Below are 15,835 nucleotides of genomic sequence, written 5' to 3' on the forward strand. Positions count from 1 at the left end.
CGCGCGGTCCATCATGGCCTCAGATTGGATTCCATGAAGCGGTTCAGATGATAGCACTCCTTTTGAAAAACGGTCGCCGGGCGGCCTCTCTGGTCGGGCTTGCCCTGCTGCCCCTGATGAGCGGCTGCCTTTTCGTGACGGATACGACCCGGATGGACCCGGACGTCTTCGTCAGGGAAACGGCGCCGGTGTTCAATTTCAATTCCGTCAGCTCCAATCGCCAGCCGGAACTGCCGCCGCAGCCGGGCCAGCTTTCGACGCGCCCGCCGGATCTGTTCCGAACCCGCTTCCATCAGGAATATGGCCCGCCGGTGCGCGGCCAGGGGCTGCAGGCCCCGCAGGTGCAGGGCTATAATGTGCCCCAGGGTCAGAGCCAAGGCCAGGCGGTGGCCTATGGCCTGCCGGTCTCCAATCCGCTGCACCGTGTCATGTATGGCCCAATCCGCGATGAGGATCGCTCCTTGCCGGCCATTCCCTATGGCCGCATCGATCCGCGTTATCTCCGGCAGGAAGTCAGCTACCAGACGGCGGAAGCGCCCGGCACCATCGTGGTCGATACGAAGCAGCATTTCCTTTATCTCGTGCAATCCAGCGGCAAGGCCATCCGCTATGGCGTCGGGCTGGGACGTGACGGTTACGCCTGGTCGGGCCGTGGCAAGATCCAGTGGAAGGCCAAGTGGCCGCGCTGGACGCCGCCCGATGAAATGGTCAAGCGCCAGCCGGAACTCGCCTCCATCTCCGCCGCCAATGGCGGCATGACACCGGGTCTGAACAATCCGCTCGGCGCACGCGCGCTTTATATCTTCAAGGATGGCAAGGACACGCTGTACCGCGTCCACGGTACGCCGGACTGGCAGTCTGTCGGCAAGGCGACGTCCTCTGGCTGCGTGCGCATGCTCAATCAGGATGTGATCGATCTCTATGAGCGCGTGCCCCAGGGTGCGCAGATTGTGGTTATCTGAACACGTTCTAAAAGAAAGAGATATGGGACCCATTCCGCCAGCAGCTTGTGACTGGCTTTTAGCGGTCGGTTAACTATTTTCGCAATACGCATGATACGGAACAAATGACGTACAACGGCGATCTAGCCGTTCGAAATGTGGGACAAACCGGCCTTATGACAAGCACCGACACAGATCTTTCCAGACGCACCTTTCTTTCCCTTCTTGGCCTTTCTTCCGCTTCGCTTCTCGCAGGCTGCGCCTCATCGGGCACGGGAGACGCCATCCGCCAGCAGGCAAGTGCCATTGGCAGCGATTTCCGCCAGATGTTCTCGTCCGGCGTCAGCGACGCGGAACTGGCCGTCATGTACGGCTCGGTCGAGGATGGCGGTTACGTCATTCCTGCCGTGCCGTATCAGAAAATCGACCGGCGTTATTACCGCCAGCGGGTCGTTGATCCGACGGGCGAACGTCCAGGCACCGTGGTCGTCGATACGCGTTCGCGCTTCCTTTACGTGGTGGAGCCGGGCGGCAGCGCCATGCGTTATGGCGTCGGCATTGGCCGCGAAGGTTTCGCCTGGTCGGGCGAGGGCGTCATCCAGTGGCGTCAGAAATGGCCGAAGTGGACACCGCCGGACGAAATGGTCGCCCGCCAGCCGGAACTCACCAAATATTCCTCCAAGAATGGCGGCATGCCGCCGGGCCTGAAGAACCCGCTCGGCGCCCGCGCGCTCTATATCTTCCAGAATGGCAAGGACACACTTTACCGCCTGCACGGTTCGCCGGAATGGAACTCCATCGGCAAGGCGGTCTCCTCCGGCTGCGTGCGCCTGATGAACCAGGACGTCATCGATCTCTACGACCGCGTGCCGCAGAAGGCGCGTGTCGTGGTCTGGCAGTGAGCCGCGACTTCTTCATATGAAAAAAGGCGGCTCCGTGCCGCCTTTTTTGTTACATCAGGGTCGGGAGAGGGTGTCCTTCAGCGCATTCACACGGTCGCGGATCTGCACCAGCTCTTCCAGCCCGCAACCAGTGGCATTGCCGATTGCCGCCATGATCTTCACGCCCTCTTTTTTAAGGTTCGCGCCCTTTGGCGTCAGGGCCACCAGCACCTGTCGTTCGTCCACCGTCCCGCGCTTGCGGGTGATCAACCCCGCATGCTCCAGCCTTTTCAGGAGCGGGGAAAGGGTGCCGGAATCGAGCCCCAGCATTTCGCCGAGCGCCTTGACGGTGGAGGTCTCTTTCTCCCATAGCGCCATCATGACCAGATATTGCGGATAAGTCAGCCCGATTGGGTCGAGCAGCGGTTTGTAGGCTCTTGTGAAGGCATGCGCCGCGCCGTAAAGCGCAAAACATATCTGCTGGTCCAGCCTCAGCAGGCTTTCCATCTTCTTGTCGTCGCCCTCTGCACCCATTGTCCTGCTCCAAAATCAACCGGGGAGGGAACAATCGGCCCCCGCTTTCGGTTCCTGCCGCATGGATGCGCGGCGAAATTTCGTGAAAATTATCGCAAAAAACGAATTCGCATTCAATGTGCAAAATTATATTGCGCACAATTCAATTGTTCGCTATAAGAGCCTCAACGCCAACCCGAAGGAGTAATGTCATGCCAATTCTCTACACGACCAAAGCATCTGCCACCGGTGGCCGCGCCGGTAACGCCAAGTCGGAAGACGGCGTTCTCGACGTCACGCTCACTGTTCCCAAGGAACTGGGCGGTGATGGCGCCCGCGGCACCAATCCGGAACAGCTTTTTGCAGCCGGTTATTCCGCCTGCTTCCTCGGCGCCCTGAAATTCGTCGCCGGCAAGGAAAAGGTAAAGATTCCTGAAGACACCACTGTGACGGCAACCGTCGGTATCGGCCCGCGCGAAGACGGCGGCGGCTTCGGCATCGAAGTCTCGCTGAAGGCCAATATTCCTGGTGTCGAGCGCGAAGTTGCTGAAAAACTGGTTGCTGCTGCGCACATCGTCTGCCCCTACAGCCACGCCATGCGCACCTCCACGGAAGTGCCGGTCTCGGTAGCCTGATTTTTCAGGTCTGAAATGTGGGGCGGGTTCATCCCGGCCTGAAGTGGACCGCGACGTCTCCTCCGCATGCCGGACTAGATCCGGCATCCAGGCCCCGGCGCGTCTGCGCCTTGAAAGGAGTCTATCGCGATCAAGGACTTGATCGCGCTGGACCCCGGATCTAGTCCGGGGTGACGGGGCGGGGCGCCCTGCACACGATAAATATCAGGCTTGGGCACTGGATCGTCATTCCTGCGTTCATTCCGCCCTTCTTGTTTGCAGAAAGAAATGTGCTATATTCTTTCCAAGGAAAGGATAGACCCATGAATATTCACACCAAGGCCACGGCGGACCCCGCATCGCAAGGCAGGGTCGTCACCAAGGCTGTCATCGCCGCCGCGGAGCGGCTCGGCCTGAATGCCGCCCGCACGGCGGATATTCTTGGCGTTTCCGCGCCCACGGTGTCGCGTATGAAGCGGCTTGATTTCCTGCTGGAGCCGGGTGCCAAATCCTTTGAACTGGCTGTGTTGCTGATCCGGGTTTTCCGTTCGCTGGATGCGATTGCCGGCGGCGACGAGGCCGTGGCGAAAAGCTGGCTGCGCAATCATAATACGGCGCTCGGCGCCGTACCTGCCGACAAGCTGATTACCATTACCGGATTGATCGATGTCCTCTCCTATCTGGACGCCCGACGCGCTCCTGTCTGAAAAACGCGCTGCGGCGGGAAAATACTGGCGGTTGGTGGAGGCGCAGCACCAGGTTTCCACCATGAAGCTGGTGGATACGGTGGAAGAGCAATCGCTGCTGGAAGATATTCTGGAGGCGAGCAAGCGGCCGTTTCCACCCGAATGCGCCGGTTTTGATTATCTTCTCGCGACGCCCTTCCGTTATGGCGCAGCCTATCCGCATGGCTCGCGGTTCCGCCGCGCGGGTTATACCGAAGGCGTTTATTACGCCGCCGCGAAGGTGGAAACGGCGCTTGCTGAAATGGCCTTTTACCGGCTGCTGTTTTACGCCGAATCGCCCGGTACGCCGCTGCCTGCCAATCCAGCCGATTATTCCGCCTTTGCCGCCCGCGTCGCCACCGATGCCGCGCTGGATCTGACCGAACCGGCACTCAACCGCGACGAGGCCCTGTGGACTGATCCCACGAATTACGAAGCTTGTCAGACACTGGCGGATCAGGCGCGTCTCGCCCGGATCGAGGCCATCCTCTACCGCTCGGTGCGCGATCCGGCAGGCGGCCTCAACATTGCCATCCTGTCGCCGAAGGCCTTTGCCGAAAAATCGCCGGTGGAGCGGATGAGCTGGCGCATCCATCTTTCGAAAACCGGGGTGCAGGCGCTGTGCGAATTCCCGATGCGGCGAACCGGTTTTTCGGCCGCGGATTTTGCCGGTGATCCACGCCTCGCCAGCCTGCTGGGCTGACGGGCGTTCTCTGTTTCATCCTCTTGGTGGGCCGATGATGTCAGGCGGAAGCGAAAAACGCTTCCGGGTCGTCAACTTCCACCAGCCTGCGCTTGTCGATCAGCCAGAAGCGGTTACCTACCGTCCGCACAAAACTCCTGTCATGCGAAACGAAGACGCAGCTGGCTTCACGGCTGATGATTTCCGCCTCCAGCGCTTCCTGTCCCTCGATATCCAGATGGTTCGTCGGCTCGTCCAGCAGGTAGAAATTCGGCTCCGCCAGCCTGAGCGCCAGCATGGCAAGTCGCGCCTTCTGCCCGCCTGAGAGCGTGGCGATCCGGCGTTTCTGCATTTCCATGTCAATGCCGGCGCCGGCGAGCAGGCCGTGGATGCGCTGGTCGCCGATGTCGAAGCGATGCGAGAGAAGCGTCGCCGGCGTGCTGTCGTCATCGATGTCGGCAAGCGACTGGTCGACATATCCGGCTACTAGCGAGGGCGTGGCCTTGATGCCCTCCTGAATATGGCCATCACCCGTCACCGCCGCCTGCAGCAGCGACATCAGCCGTGTCTTGCCGACACCGTTGCGGCCGAGAATGACGATGCGGTCGCCCTGGCGGATGAATTGCCGGCCGGTGCGAAACAGCACCGTTCCGTCCGGCGTGGAGACGGCCACATCCTCCAGCGTTACCAGTACCTTGGCATGGGTGCCGCGATTGGCGAGCTGGATTTTGCCGGCGGATCGTTCGATATGGGCAGGGCGCGCTTTCTCCTCGATCCTTTCCGCACGCTCGCGCAATTGCTTGGTTTTAACGGTCAGGAGATCGCTGCCGGAATTGATGCCGATATTGTTGAGCTTGGCCGCCTGCCGGCGCAACTGCTGTGCGGTTTTCATGTCGCGCTGGAAACGCCGCTCATCGGCGGCGTCCTCCTCCTCCAGCGCCGCGCGCGCACGTCCATAGGGCAGGCGAAACAGCGCCGAGTTCTCAGGCCGCAGGAAAAGCGTCGTCCGCGTGACATTGTCGAGAAAGGCGCGGTCGTGGCTGACGATGATGACGGCCGTGTCGCGCGGCAGGGCGCCCAGCCAGCTTTCCAGCACGTTGATCTTTTCAAGGTCGAGATGGTTGGTCGGCTCGTCGAGCAGCAGCACGTCAGGCTCTGTGATCCAGGCCGTGGCCAGCATGGCAAGCCTCTGCCAGCCGCCGCTCAGTTCTTTCAGGCGACGCTCGCGAAACGGCTCCGGCACCAGCATGTCATCGAAGATGATGTCTGCGCGCCAGCTTTCGCTATCGATCGTATCCGCCGGCAGGGCGGAGAGCACAGCATCCCGCATGGTCAGCTCCATCAGGGCGGCAGGCGGATTTTGGCGCACGATGGACTGGGTGAGCCCGCGCAGCCGGGTGATGTCGCCGCTACTGGGCTCCATGTCGCCCACCAGGCAATTGAGCAGGGTGGACTTGCCGCAACCATTGGCGGCGACGATGCCGATGCGGTCGCCCGCATTCACGGTGAGGCTGAGATTGGAAAAAAGCGGTTTGCCAAGGATGATACCGAGGTTGCGCAGCGTAATGATGGTCATGATGTCGTCTCTGGCGAAGACGGACCCGCACCGTTGCCTGCGCGTGCAGGACGGGGTTTCGGTTATCGGTGATCCGTCGTGAAACTATGCGCAATGGCAGACGAACTGCGTCCTGCGCGGCCTTTTAGGCAAACCAGAGGGTGGTGTTCCGGTCAGCCCTGCAAACGTGTCCGCAGGGCAAAAAGGTGGCAGAGCTGACGATTGCGCCAGAAGCAGGAAATATCCATGCGAAGCCTCCTTTCTTGAAACGGGTTGAACCGCCCGACCATTAACAGCGGCGGCGATCCGTTGCAACCCACTTTGAGAAGGGTGGGAAGGGGCGATGCGGCAAGGCCTACCCGGTGGGAGAGGTAGTCGATGCCGCACCTGATCCTTTCAGCCGGGCTCGTTCGGCCCGCTGGCGTCATTGGTTGCCGACACGCGCCCGCAGTTCTTCGACATGAGCGGCGATTTCAGGTGTCACCGCGTCGCCGAAGTCTTCCATTTCAAACATGGGGCGGATTTCGATTTCGCTGCGCTCCAACATCGGGTTCGGGCAGCGTTTTACCCATTCTACCGCCTCGTCCATGTCCTTCACGTTCCAGATCCAGAAACCGGCGACCAACTCGTTGGTGTGCGGGAAGGGACCGTCGATCACGGTGCGGCTGTCGCCGTCGAAGATCACGCGCTTACCCTTGGAGGAGGGGTGCAGGCCGTCGCCGGACTGCATGATGCCGGCATTGACCAGTTCTTCGTTGAATTTCCCCATTGCCTCCATCAGTTCCGTCGTCGGCATCACGCCGTCTTCGCTGCTTTTTGTGGCTTTTACAAAAACGATTGCACGCATGATCATTCCTCCTGGATTGCGTTTCGTTCAGTTTCGCTCTCCGGCGCGACAACCGGATGACAGTCTTGCCGGGGCGCTCCGCCCCTGTCAGCCAAGATCGATGAGGTCGCGGCGCAGTCTTTCAGGGTCACCGCTTCCAATCTTTGCTTCGATTTCCGCATGGGTCTGCTCCCATATCGGAAACGCGGCGGCGAGTACGGCCATCCCGTCAGCCGTCAGCCGCAGCCGCTTGCCGCGCTTGTCCTTCGGGTCCTGTTCGATGCTGACCAGCCCGCGCCGCTCCAGCGGCTTCAGCGCCGCCGTCAACGTCGTGCGGTCCATCGCCAGAAGATTGGCGACCGGCCCCATCGGCGGCGGCTCCGGGCGGTTCAGCGACATCAGCAGCGAAAATTGACCATTGTTGATGCCCACCGGCTTCAACGCATTGTCGAACAGCCGTGCCAGCGCCCGTGCCGCACGCTGTGCATGCAGGCACAGGCAGGAATCACGCACGAGAATGGTTGTCGCAAAAGGAATCACGCTGACGTTTGACATGCGCTAAATATGTTGATATCAACCTAATTAGTCAAGCGGAACTTGGTGCTCTGCAGACTGTTTGTTGCCTTTCAGCACAGAAATAGGCGGTGCCGGCCGTTGGGACGGAGCGGCGCCGAGGTGAAGGACGGATCCAAGGAGGAAAGATCATGTCTCATCCCGTCGTTTCGAAAGAGGAGTGGCTTGCGGCCCGCCGCGATCTGCTGGTGAAGGAAAAGGAATTGACCCGTGCCCGTGACAGGCTGAACGAAGCCCGTCGCGCATTGCCGTGGGAGGAGGTGACGAAGGATTATATCTTCGACGCGCCTTCCGGCCCCAAATCGCTGCAGGAGTTGTTCGGTGATTGCAGTCAGCTGATCGTCTACCACTTCATGCTGGCGCCGGACTGGGAGGAGGGCTGCGTTGGCTGCTCCTTCTTCGCCGATCACGTCGATGGCGCGCTGATCCATCTCAAGCATGGCGATGCTGGCTTCGTCGCGGTGTCGCGGGCACCGCTTGAAAAGATCGAAAGCTACAAAAACCGCATGGGTTGGAAATTCCCCTGGGTTTCAGCAGCAGGCACGGATTTCAATTACGATTATCAGGCCTCGTTTCGCGACGAGGACATGGCAAGCGGCGAAATCACCTATAATTACCGCGACATGGCGCCCTATGGCGACCTGAAGGACCTGCACGGCATCAGCGTTTTCGCCAGGGGCGAGGACGGCAAGATTTATCACACCTATTCCACTTATGCCCGCGGCGCGGAGCAGACGCTCGGCACATTGATGCTGCTCGATCTGGTGCCAAAAGGCCGTAATGAAGAGGGTGTAATGGATTGGGTGCGCCGCCACGACCAATATGAGGACGCGCCGAAAGCCGCATCCTGCTGCCACTGAAAACGGCAAGACGAGAGGAGGAGACGACAATGGAAATGGAAAGCGTCAAGCCGCAGAAGGAACACGAATTCCTGTCTAGGCTCGTCGGCGACTGGGTAATGGTTGCCGGCCATGAAGGATACGATCCTGATGATCCGGACCAGCGTTTTACGGAGACCGTCCGCTCCATCGGCGGGTTATGGATCATCGGCGAAGGCTCCGGCAGGATGCCTGACGGCGACCGGATGACGGCCGTCATAACGGTCGGCTTCAATCCGGCCAAGGGCAATTTTGTCGGCACCTGGGTAGGGTCGATGATGACGCATCTCTGGGTCTACAAGGGCTGGCTGGAAGAGGACGGCAAGACCCTGACGCTGGAAGCGGAAGGCCCCGCTTTCGACGGTTCCGGCGGCACCGCGACCTATCACGACGTGCTGGTGCTGCATGATGACAATCACCGCAGTTTCTCCGGCAGCGTCAGGCAGCCGGACGGCACATTCAAGACCTTCATGACATCGGAGTTCCGGCGCAAGTCGTAAAGCTCGCCCGGACTTGATCTGAACGAACGTGCCGCCGCGCCCTGCGGCGGGCGCTTGCCGAAACACCCGCCAAACCCCCCATAGGAGACGACAATGTCCGATACGCATGGAAAATTCATCTGGGTCGAGCTGATGACACCCGACATGGAAGCGGCCGCCCGCTTTTATGGTCATGTCGTTGGCTGGCAGACCAAGGATTTCGGCTCGCCGGAAATGCCCTATCTCGTGCTGGAAGCCGACGGCAAGGGCATGGGCGGCGTCATGGAACTGACCGACGAGCACAAGGGCCAGGACATTCCGCCGAACTGGACGGCCTATGTCGATGTCGACGATGTGGACGCGACGGCAAAACGTTTTGCCGAAAAAGGTGGCGCTATCCGACGTCCGCCGCAGGATATCCCGGAAATCGGCCGCTTTGCCGTGGTGGCCGATCCCTATGGCGCCGTGCTCTGCATCATGACGCCGCAGCCAATGGAAACCGGCGGTTTCCCTGAAGATATGCAGGCGAAACAGGGCCATGTCGGCTGGTACGAACTTTTCACCGACAATGTAGATGAAGCGATGGCCTTCTACGGTGATGTCTTCGGCTGGACCAAGGACCATGATTTCGACATGGGCGAAATGGGCCCGTACCGCATCTTCGCCCATAACGGCAAAGCCGTTGGCGGCATCATGAAACGCATGCCGCAGGTTCCCGTCTGCCATTGGGGTTATTACTTCAATGTGGATGGCATCGATGACGCCATCACTCGCGTCAGCACCGGCGGCGGACAGGTCGTCAACGGCCCGATGGAAGTGCCCGGCGACAGCTGGATCGTTAACTGCGTCGATCCGCAGGGTGCCTATTTCTCGCTGGTCTCGCAGAAGAAATAAGTCTGTTGCTGATGATCTGCCGGGGCAACGTCCGGCAGATCATCGCTCTCTCGACAGGCGAACATGATCGATAAAGGCCCGCAGCTTCGGCGCAAGGTTGCGACGGCTGGGATAATAGAGATAAAACCCTGCGAAGCTGGGCGAATAGTCTTCCAACATGGAAACAAGCTCTCCGCGCTCCAGATAGGGCCGGAATGTCTCTTCCATGCCAAAGGTAATGCCTGCACCGGCACAGGCGAGCTTGATCATCAGGTGCATGTCGTTGGTGGTGAAAGCAGGCTCCACCGCCACCGCAAACTCCCGGCCGTTTTCGGCAAATTCCCATCTGTATGGCGCAACGCCGGGACGGGGCCGCCAGCCAATGCACCTGTGCTCTATCAGCTCGCGTGGCTGCGTCGGTAGGGCGAAACTGTTACGGTATCCAGGAGAACAGACGGCAAGCTGCCGCTGGGGAACTGATACCGGAACGGCAATCATATCCTGTTCGATAAGCTCTCCCAAACGCACGCCGGCATCGTAATGCTCGGCGACAATATCGAATTCTTCATCCGTCACGACGATGTCGAGCTGCACTTCGGGATGTGCCTCGGCAAAGCTTGCGAGCAGAGGTCCCGACAAGAAACGTTCTGCAATGGACGACACCGCCAGCCGAAGCTGACCGCGCACCGTGCCGCCAAGCGATGAGGCCGCCTGCGCCGCCTGCGAGATCGCGCCTATGGAAGACGAGACATCAGCGTAAAGCTGCTGCCCCGCTTCCGTCAGGCTCACGCTGCGGGTGGTTCGTTGGACCAGCGCAATTCCCATTGTCTCCTCAAGCTTGCGGATGGTCTGGCTGACAGCGGAGCGGGTGACGCCCAGCCTGTCTGCGACAGCGCGAAAATTCAGTTCCTCGGCAACAAGACAGAACGTCGAAACAGCATTGAGGTCAATGTTCATTGGTTAGAAATTCTATCCATTGAGGTAAATATTAAGGCGGTTATCGCGACAATGCCTGAGCGCTATCTTCCCTGCAACGGTCGATTTCGAAAATGTCGACCGTAACAGCAAGGAGATAGCCATGACATTGAACAAAGTTGTTCTCATCACGGGTGCATCGAGCGGGATCGGTGAAGGCATTGCGCGAGAGCTGGCCGCCGCCGGCGCAAAACTGGTGCTCGGCGCGCGCCGGCTGGATCGCCTTGAGTCGCTGGCCGAAGAACTGCGCCGCACGGGCGCCGACGTCGTCGTCCATGCGCTTGACGTCACCGACAGGCAGAGCGTCGAGGCCTTCGCAGAGGCAGGCCGCAAGGCTTTCGGTGAGATCGACGTCATCGTCAACAATGCCGGCATCATGCCGCTGTCGCTGATGTCGTCGCTCAAGGTCGATGAATGGGACCGCATGATCGACGTCAACATCAAGGGCGTGCTCTACGGCGTCGCGGCCGTTCTGCCCGGGATGACCGCACGTGCCTCCGGCCACATCATCAACATCGCCTCCATCGGTGCGCTCGCGGTTTCGCCAACGGCGGCCGTTTATTGCGCCACGAAATTTGCCGTGCGGGCGATTTCCGACGGGCTGCGTCAGGAAAACCGCGATCTGCGTGTCACCTGCATTCACCCCGGCGTGGTGGAAAGCGAACTCGCCCATACCATCACCGACCCCGCCGCTGCCGAACTGATGCAGAGCTACAGGGCCATCGCCCTGAAGCCGGACGCGATCGGCCGCGCGGTGCGCTACGCCATCGAACAGCCTGACGATGTGGACGTCAACGAAATCGTCGTCCGCCCAACCGCTGCCTGAGGAGATTGACATGAAAACCATTTTTTCAAGTGCATTTGCGATTGCAATGCTCGCGGGAAATGCCGTCGCGCTCGCAAATACGCAGTATCCGGATGACCGGTTGAAACGCGGCGATGATGTCGTCCGCAGTCTCAATAATGGCCAGCCGCAAGCCAATCTGGAACGCATGCGGCAGGAGTTTCCGTTCCTGGCGGAAGCAACGGAGGGATATGCCCTGGGTGAGGTATGGTCGCGGCCGGGGCTGGACAACCGCACCCGCCAGCTGGCCGCCGTCGCTGTCATGGCGGCCCTTGGCGAGCGTGATCTGATGAAGGTCCATGCCGGCTATGCGCTGAATGTGGGCGCAACCGACGAGGAGCTGAAGGAGATGATCTATCTGATCACCGTCCCGGCCGGTTTCCCAAAAGCCATCGCCGCATCACGCACGCTTGCGGAACTGTTCGAGGAGCGCCGCGCCAATGCCGCAACGGGAGTGGAGAGACAATGAACATCGTATCGACATCGGTTGCGCTTCTGCTTGCGGCGGCTTCCGCCGAAGGGGAGAACCGCAAATCTAGCAACGCCACGGAAGTGAACATGACCGAAAACGCGGAGATCCAGAACCATCCGTATGTCGGCATGTGGGTCACCGGCGATGGCCACGTTCGTCAGGAACTTCTGCCCAATGGCCGCTATGACGAGGCGCGGGGTAACCGCAAGAGCGCCTATCAGGGACGATATGAGGTAAAGGGAAACCACATCGACTATTGGGACGACACCGGCTTTACGGCCGATGGCGAATTCGTGGACGACATTCTCTACCACGGCGGCATGATCTTCTACCGCGAGAAGTGATAACCACGCCAATCAAGCGCCGCCCGCTCCATCGAGAGCGGGCGGCGCGCTTGTTGCTATCGCTTCAAACTACCCAAAATCCCGCGCACGATGGCGCGGCCTACCGAAGTCGCGACCGAACGGGCAGCACTTTTCATCGCGGCCTCGATCACCGTTTCGCGCTGGTAGCCGGAACGGCGCGTGCCGCCGTTGCGTGAGCCGCTGGAATTTTGCGCAGGTTCGTCATCACCGAAGCCGGGCAGGCGCCAGCGGCCGGAGGCGTTGTCGGACTGGTTTTGGGCATTTTCTTCTTCGGCACGCTTCGCAGCCTCGGCCTCCGCCGCCTTCTGGGCACGGGCGGCAAGAATCTCGAAAGCCGATTCCCGGTCTATATCCTTGTCGTATTGGCCGGAGACGGGGCTGAGATCGATCAGCGATTTGCGTTCCGCATCCGTCAGCGGTCCGACGCGGCCGGATGGTGGCCTGACGAGCGTGCGCTCGACGATGGAGGGCGCACCCTTGTCGTGCAGGGTGGAAATCAGCGCTTCACCCGTGCCGAGCGTGGTGATGGTATCTGCCGTGTTGAAGGCCGGGTTCTGTCGAAACGTATCGGCTGCCGTGCGCACGGCTTTCTGTTCGCGCGGCGTATAGGCGCGCAGCGCATGCTGCACGCGGTTGCCGAGCTGGGCAAGCACGGTCTCCGGCACGTCGAGCGGGTTCTGCGTCACGAAATAAACGCCAACGCCCTTGGAGCGGATGAGGCGCACGACCTGCTCCACACGCTCCACCAGCACGCGCGGCGCATCGTTGAACAGCAGATGCGCTTCATCGAAGAAGAACACCAGACGCGGCTTTTCCGGATCGCCGACCTCGGGAAGCTCTTCGAAGAGTTCGGAGAGCATCCAGAGCAGGAAGGTGGCGTAAAGGCGCGGGTTCATCATCAGCTTGTCGGCGGCGAGAACCGAAACCGTGCCGCGCCCATCCGTGCCCACACGCATGATGTCGGCGATCTTCAACGCCGGCTCGCCGAAGAAATTGGCAGCGCCCTGCTGTTCGAGAACCAGCAGCCCGCGCTGCAGCGAGCCGACCGAAGCCTTGGAAATCAGCCCGAACTGGTTGGAGAGTTGCGTTGCGTTTTCGCCCATATAGTTGAGGAGCGATTGCAGGTCTTTCAGATCGAGCAGCGGCAGCCCGCCCTGATCGGCGATCTTGAAGGCGATGTTTAGAACGCCTTCCTGCGCCTCGGAAGCATCCATCAGCCGGGCGAGCAGCAGCGGCCCCATTTCGGCGATGGTGGCACGCACGCGATGGCCTTTTTCGCCATAGAGATCCCAGAAGATGACAGGCGACTTGCCGTAGGAGAAATCGGTGAAGCCGATCTGTTCGGCGCGCTTCTGGACCCAGTCCTTCGCTTCGCCTTCGGCTGCGATTCCGGAAAGGTCACCCTTGATATCGGCGCAGAAGACCGGAACGCCGGCCTTCGAAAAACCTTCTGCCAGAACCTGCAACGTCACGGTCTTGCCCGTGCCTGTCGCGCCGGTGATGAGGCCGTGGCGGTTGCCGAATTTCAGTTCCAGATATTCGCCCTTGTTCAGGCTGTCATCCGGATTGCGGCTGGTGCCGATATAGAGCTGTCCGTCCTGCAACATCGACCAATTTCTCCTGCGGCTGAAACACGACCCCTAAAATCGCGGCGGATTTTGCAAAAGTCATGTCCGAATTAAAAGTGTTCCGGCATGATAGGGAGACTCCGGCAGGGAGCAGCCCTTTCATAGTTTGGTTGCGATGATCTTATAAGGACAGTTTCAAGGCGCAACAACTGCTTGATGGCGATGAAGAAAAAGCGCTTGATGAAAGTTGCCGCACCGCTCATGGCCGCTTGAATGCCACATGAGATTGTTTTACGTTGACGTTAACGTCAGTTCGTAGAAGTTGACGTCGTTTTTCAACAGGAGGCAAGAATGAACGAAGTCGTGGATCAGATCGCCGCAAAGGCGGGGATCGACCCTGAACTGGCTGAAAAGGCCATTGGCATGATTCTCGGTTTTCTCCAGCGCGAGGCTGCCGACGGCCCGATCGCGCGGATGATCGAAGCCATTCCCGGCGCGAGCGAGCTGGTGGCGCAGTATAATGGCGAAGGTGCCGGCGGCGGCGGTCTGCTCGGTGGCCTGATGAGCGCCATCGGCGGCGGCGGCATCATGGGGCTTGGCCAGCAGCTGATGAGCCAGGGCCTTGGCATGAGCGAGATTTCCACCCTCGCCAAGGAAACCATCGCCGCTGCCCGCCAGCATGCCGGCGATGAAACCGTCGATCAGGTGATCGCCTCGGTCCCGGGCCTCAGCCAGTTCGCCTGAGCCGGACTATTCCATCGCGGGGCGTGGCGGCTGTTCGTTGAACAGGCGCCGCGCCTCTTCTATTTCGGCATGGTGCGTTTCCGCCCATATCCACACCCCGCAAAAAGCGCTGCCCAGCGTGCGGCCAAGGTTCGTCAGGCCATAATCCACATGTGGGGGAATGACGGGATGCACCGTGCGGCGCACCAGCCCGTCGCTTTCCATCTGCCGCAGCGTCTTCGTCAGCATCTTCTGGCTGATATTGCCCACATGTTTGCCAATCTGCGTAAAGCGCAGCGTGCCGTGCTCTTCCAGCACTTCGAGAATGAGCATCGTCCATTTGTCGGCCACCTTGGCAATGATGTCCTGAACCAGCGCCTCTATTGCCGGATCTGTATCCGTCGGTGGCGGAACCTTGCGCCGGTTCTCGATGGCCGGGTCGGCTGCATGCCGCTTCATCTTACACTCTCCATTTGGTAAGTATAAATCTTTTGGGTGCCTACTTTCGATTGGAGAGTATCATAGCTAACTTCCTTTCAGCCAACAAGCAAAGGATGTTCCCATGAAAATCTCTGGCAATACCATTCTCATCACCGGCGGCGGTTCCGGCATCGGTCGTGCTCTGGCGGAGGCCTTTCACAAGGCCGGCAACAGGGTCATCATTTCCGGCCGGCGCAAGGCCGTGCTCGACGAGGCGACGGCCGCCAATCCCGGCATGGCCTCGATGGTGATGGATGCGACGGACGCGGCAGGCATCCGCGCTTTCGCAGAGGCTGTCGTAGAGGCCCATCCCACTCTCAACGCCGTTATCAACAATGCCGGCATCATGCGGCCGGAAGACATCGCCGCAGCCCCGGATTATCTGGACACGGCCGAAGAAACCATCGCCACCAATCTTCTTGCACCCATCCGCCTGACGGCGGCGCTTTTGCCGCATTTCCTCAAGCAACCCGCTGCGACGGTGCTGACGGTCTCCTCCGGCCTCGCCTTCGTGCCGATGGTGCTGACCCCCACCTACAGCGCCACCAAATCCGCCATTCATGCCTATTCGGTCGCTCTGCGCGAGCAGCTTGAAGAGACGCCGGTGGAAGTCATCGAAATCGTGCCGCCTTACGTGCAGACGACGCTGATGGGTGAGGGGCAGGCGAAGGATGAAAGAGCCATGCCGCTTGATGCCTTCATTGCCGAGGTCATGGATATCCTCGAAAATCGTCCGGACGAGAAGGAAGTGGTGGTGGAACGCTGCAAGCCGCTGCGGTTTGCCGCGCAGAACGGAAATTTCGATCAGGTCTTCGCCATGATCAACCATATGCATCCTTGAGCGGCAACGTCTGTCGCATGGGGACAT

General features: G+C 60.2%; 20 protein-coding genes. 13 read left to right on the plus strand and 7 right to left on the minus strand.

Annotated features, from left to right (window positions below; genetic code table 11):
- Positions 1 to 47: 47 nt before the first annotated feature.
- Together BTN45_RS02345 and BTN45_RS02350 are read left to right on the plus strand one after the other, a co-directional pair.
- Positions 48 to 962 carry a L,D-transpeptidase gene (locus tag BTN45_RS02345; protein ID WP_112553426.1) on the plus strand — a complete coding sequence of 305 codons (915 nt, stop codon included), beginning with the start codon at positions 48 to 50 and terminating at the stop codon, positions 960 to 962.
- A 155-nt stretch (positions 963 to 1,117) separates the two neighbouring features.
- Positions 1,118 to 1,843, plus strand: coding sequence for a L,D-transpeptidase (locus BTN45_RS02350; RefSeq protein ID WP_004440507.1), 726 nt, complete (start codon positions 1,118 to 1,120; stop codon positions 1,841 to 1,843).
- Positions 1,844 to 1,897: 54 nt separating this feature from the next.
- Here the strand turns inward: BTN45_RS02350 and BTN45_RS02355 are convergent, their stop codons facing one another.
- Positions 1,898 to 2,356 (minus strand): MarR family transcriptional regulator, encoded by a 459-nt coding sequence (locus BTN45_RS02355; protein WP_112765557.1) that lies wholly within the window; start codon positions 2,354 to 2,356, stop codon positions 1,898 to 1,900.
- Positions 2,357 to 2,547: 191 nt separating this feature from the next.
- On the opposite strand from BTN45_RS02355, the gene BTN45_RS02360 reads away from it, so the two are divergent.
- The 3 genes from BTN45_RS02360 (at position 2,548) to BTN45_RS02370 (ending at position 4,377) form a co-directional block, all read left to right on the plus strand.
- Positions 2,548 to 2,970, plus strand: a complete 423-nt coding sequence (locus BTN45_RS02360) for an organic hydroperoxide resistance protein (protein ID WP_003509379.1) — start codon at positions 2,548 to 2,550, stop codon at positions 2,968 to 2,970.
- Positions 2,971 to 3,272: 302 nt separating this feature from the next.
- Positions 3,273 to 3,656 (plus strand): MbcA/ParS/Xre antitoxin family protein, encoded by a 384-nt coding sequence (locus BTN45_RS02365; protein ID WP_112765558.1) that lies wholly within the window; start codon positions 3,273 to 3,275, stop codon positions 3,654 to 3,656.
- Positions 3,616 to 4,377 carry an RES family NAD+ phosphorylase gene (locus tag BTN45_RS02370; RefSeq protein WP_004440518.1) on the plus strand — a complete coding sequence of 254 codons (762 nt, stop codon included), beginning with the start codon at positions 3,616 to 3,618 and terminating at the stop codon, positions 4,375 to 4,377. The genes BTN45_RS02365 and BTN45_RS02370 overlap by 41 nt, the downstream gene beginning before the upstream one ends.
- Before the next feature lie 40 nt (positions 4,378 to 4,417).
- Here the strand turns inward: BTN45_RS02370 and BTN45_RS02375 are convergent, their stop codons facing one another.
- The 3 genes from BTN45_RS02375 to BTN45_RS02385 all read right to left on the minus strand — a co-directional run bounded on the left by BTN45_RS02375 (position 4,418) and on the right by BTN45_RS02385 (position 7,292).
- Positions 4,418 to 5,932 carry an ABC-F family ATP-binding cassette domain-containing protein gene (locus tag BTN45_RS02375; protein ID WP_112765559.1) on the minus strand — a complete coding sequence of 505 codons (1,515 nt, stop codon included), beginning with the start codon at positions 5,930 to 5,932 and terminating at the stop codon, positions 4,418 to 4,420.
- A 403-nt stretch (positions 5,933 to 6,335) separates the two neighbouring features.
- A complete protein-coding gene (locus BTN45_RS02380) occupies positions 6,336 to 6,758 on the minus strand; it encodes a YciI family protein (RefSeq protein ID WP_004440523.1) in 423 nt (140 codons plus the stop codon).
- Between the two features lie 87 nt (positions 6,759 to 6,845).
- Positions 6,846 to 7,292, minus strand: coding sequence for a MarR family winged helix-turn-helix transcriptional regulator (locus BTN45_RS02385; RefSeq protein WP_004440524.1), 447 nt, complete (start codon positions 7,290 to 7,292; stop codon positions 6,846 to 6,848).
- Positions 7,293 to 7,441: 149 nt separating this feature from the next.
- Here BTN45_RS02385 and BTN45_RS02390 point away from each other — a divergent pair, with 149 nt between their 5' ends.
- From BTN45_RS02390 to BTN45_RS02400, 3 genes are all read left to right on the plus strand, one after another.
- On the plus strand, positions 7,442 to 8,170 hold the full coding sequence (locus BTN45_RS02390; protein WP_004440526.1) for a thioredoxin family protein: 729 nt from the start codon (positions 7,442 to 7,444) through the stop codon (positions 8,168 to 8,170).
- A gap of 29 nt (positions 8,171 to 8,199) precedes the next feature.
- On the plus strand, positions 8,200 to 8,688 hold the full coding sequence (locus BTN45_RS02395) for a DUF1579 domain-containing protein (protein WP_207588794.1): 489 nt from the start codon (positions 8,200 to 8,202) through the stop codon (positions 8,686 to 8,688).
- Between the two features lie 93 nt (positions 8,689 to 8,781).
- Complete coding sequence (locus tag BTN45_RS02400; RefSeq protein WP_107340984.1) at positions 8,782 to 9,561, plus strand: VOC family protein; 780 nt, start codon at positions 8,782 to 8,784, stop codon at positions 9,559 to 9,561.
- Between the two features lie 39 nt (positions 9,562 to 9,600).
- Here BTN45_RS02400 and BTN45_RS02405 read toward each other — a convergent pair whose 3' ends face one another.
- Positions 9,601 to 10,497 (minus strand): LysR family transcriptional regulator, encoded by an 897-nt coding sequence (locus BTN45_RS02405; protein ID WP_207588795.1) that lies wholly within the window; start codon positions 10,495 to 10,497, stop codon positions 9,601 to 9,603.
- A gap of 121 nt (positions 10,498 to 10,618) precedes the next feature.
- On the opposite strand from BTN45_RS02405, the gene BTN45_RS02410 reads away from it, so the two are divergent.
- From BTN45_RS02410 to BTN45_RS02420, 3 genes are read left to right on the plus strand one after another with little or no spacing between them, the layout of a single operon-like run.
- Entirely contained in the window at positions 10,619 to 11,341 is a 723-nt protein-coding gene (locus BTN45_RS02410; RefSeq protein WP_207588798.1) for an SDR family oxidoreductase, read from the plus strand.
- Between the two features lie 10 nt (positions 11,342 to 11,351).
- Positions 11,352 to 11,828 (plus strand): carboxymuconolactone decarboxylase family protein, encoded by a 477-nt coding sequence (locus BTN45_RS02415; protein WP_207588800.1) that lies wholly within the window; start codon positions 11,352 to 11,354, stop codon positions 11,826 to 11,828.
- Positions 11,825 to 12,175: an Atu4866 domain-containing protein gene (locus BTN45_RS02420; protein WP_004440535.1), complete on the plus strand. Its 351-nt coding sequence runs from the start codon at positions 11,825 to 11,827 to the stop codon at positions 12,173 to 12,175. Before BTN45_RS02415 ends, BTN45_RS02420 begins: the two co-directional genes overlap by 4 nt.
- A 56-nt stretch (positions 12,176 to 12,231) precedes the next feature.
- On the opposite strand, the gene BTN45_RS02425 is transcribed toward BTN45_RS02420, so the two are convergent.
- Positions 12,232 to 13,803, minus strand: a complete 1,572-nt coding sequence (locus BTN45_RS02425; protein ID WP_107340988.1) for a helicase HerA-like C-terminal domain-containing protein — start codon at positions 13,801 to 13,803, stop codon at positions 12,232 to 12,234.
- Positions 13,804 to 14,115: 312 nt separating this feature from the next.
- Between BTN45_RS02425 and BTN45_RS02430 the strand changes: the two genes are divergently transcribed.
- The gene (locus tag BTN45_RS02430; protein WP_045532513.1) at positions 14,116 to 14,508 is read left to right on the plus strand and encodes a hypothetical protein; all 393 of its coding nucleotides are present in this window, start codon (positions 14,116 to 14,118) and stop codon (positions 14,506 to 14,508) included.
- Positions 14,509 to 14,514: 6 nt separating this feature from the next.
- Here the strand turns inward: BTN45_RS02430 and BTN45_RS02435 are convergent, their stop codons facing one another.
- The gene (locus BTN45_RS02435) at positions 14,515 to 14,946 is read right to left on the minus strand and encodes a helix-turn-helix domain-containing protein (protein WP_006700031.1); all 432 of its coding nucleotides are present in this window, start codon (positions 14,944 to 14,946) and stop codon (positions 14,515 to 14,517) included.
- Between the two features lie 103 nt (positions 14,947 to 15,049).
- Between BTN45_RS02435 and BTN45_RS02440 the strand changes: the two genes are divergently transcribed.
- A complete protein-coding gene (locus BTN45_RS02440; protein WP_207588802.1) occupies positions 15,050 to 15,808 on the plus strand; it encodes an SDR family oxidoreductase in 759 nt (252 codons plus the stop codon).
- Positions 15,809 to 15,835: the final 27 nt, after the last annotated feature.

The organism is Rhizobium sp. ZX09, from assembly GCF_017357485.1.
Classification (GTDB): domain Bacteria; phylum Pseudomonadota; class Alphaproteobacteria; order Rhizobiales; family Rhizobiaceae; genus Agrobacterium; species Agrobacterium pusense.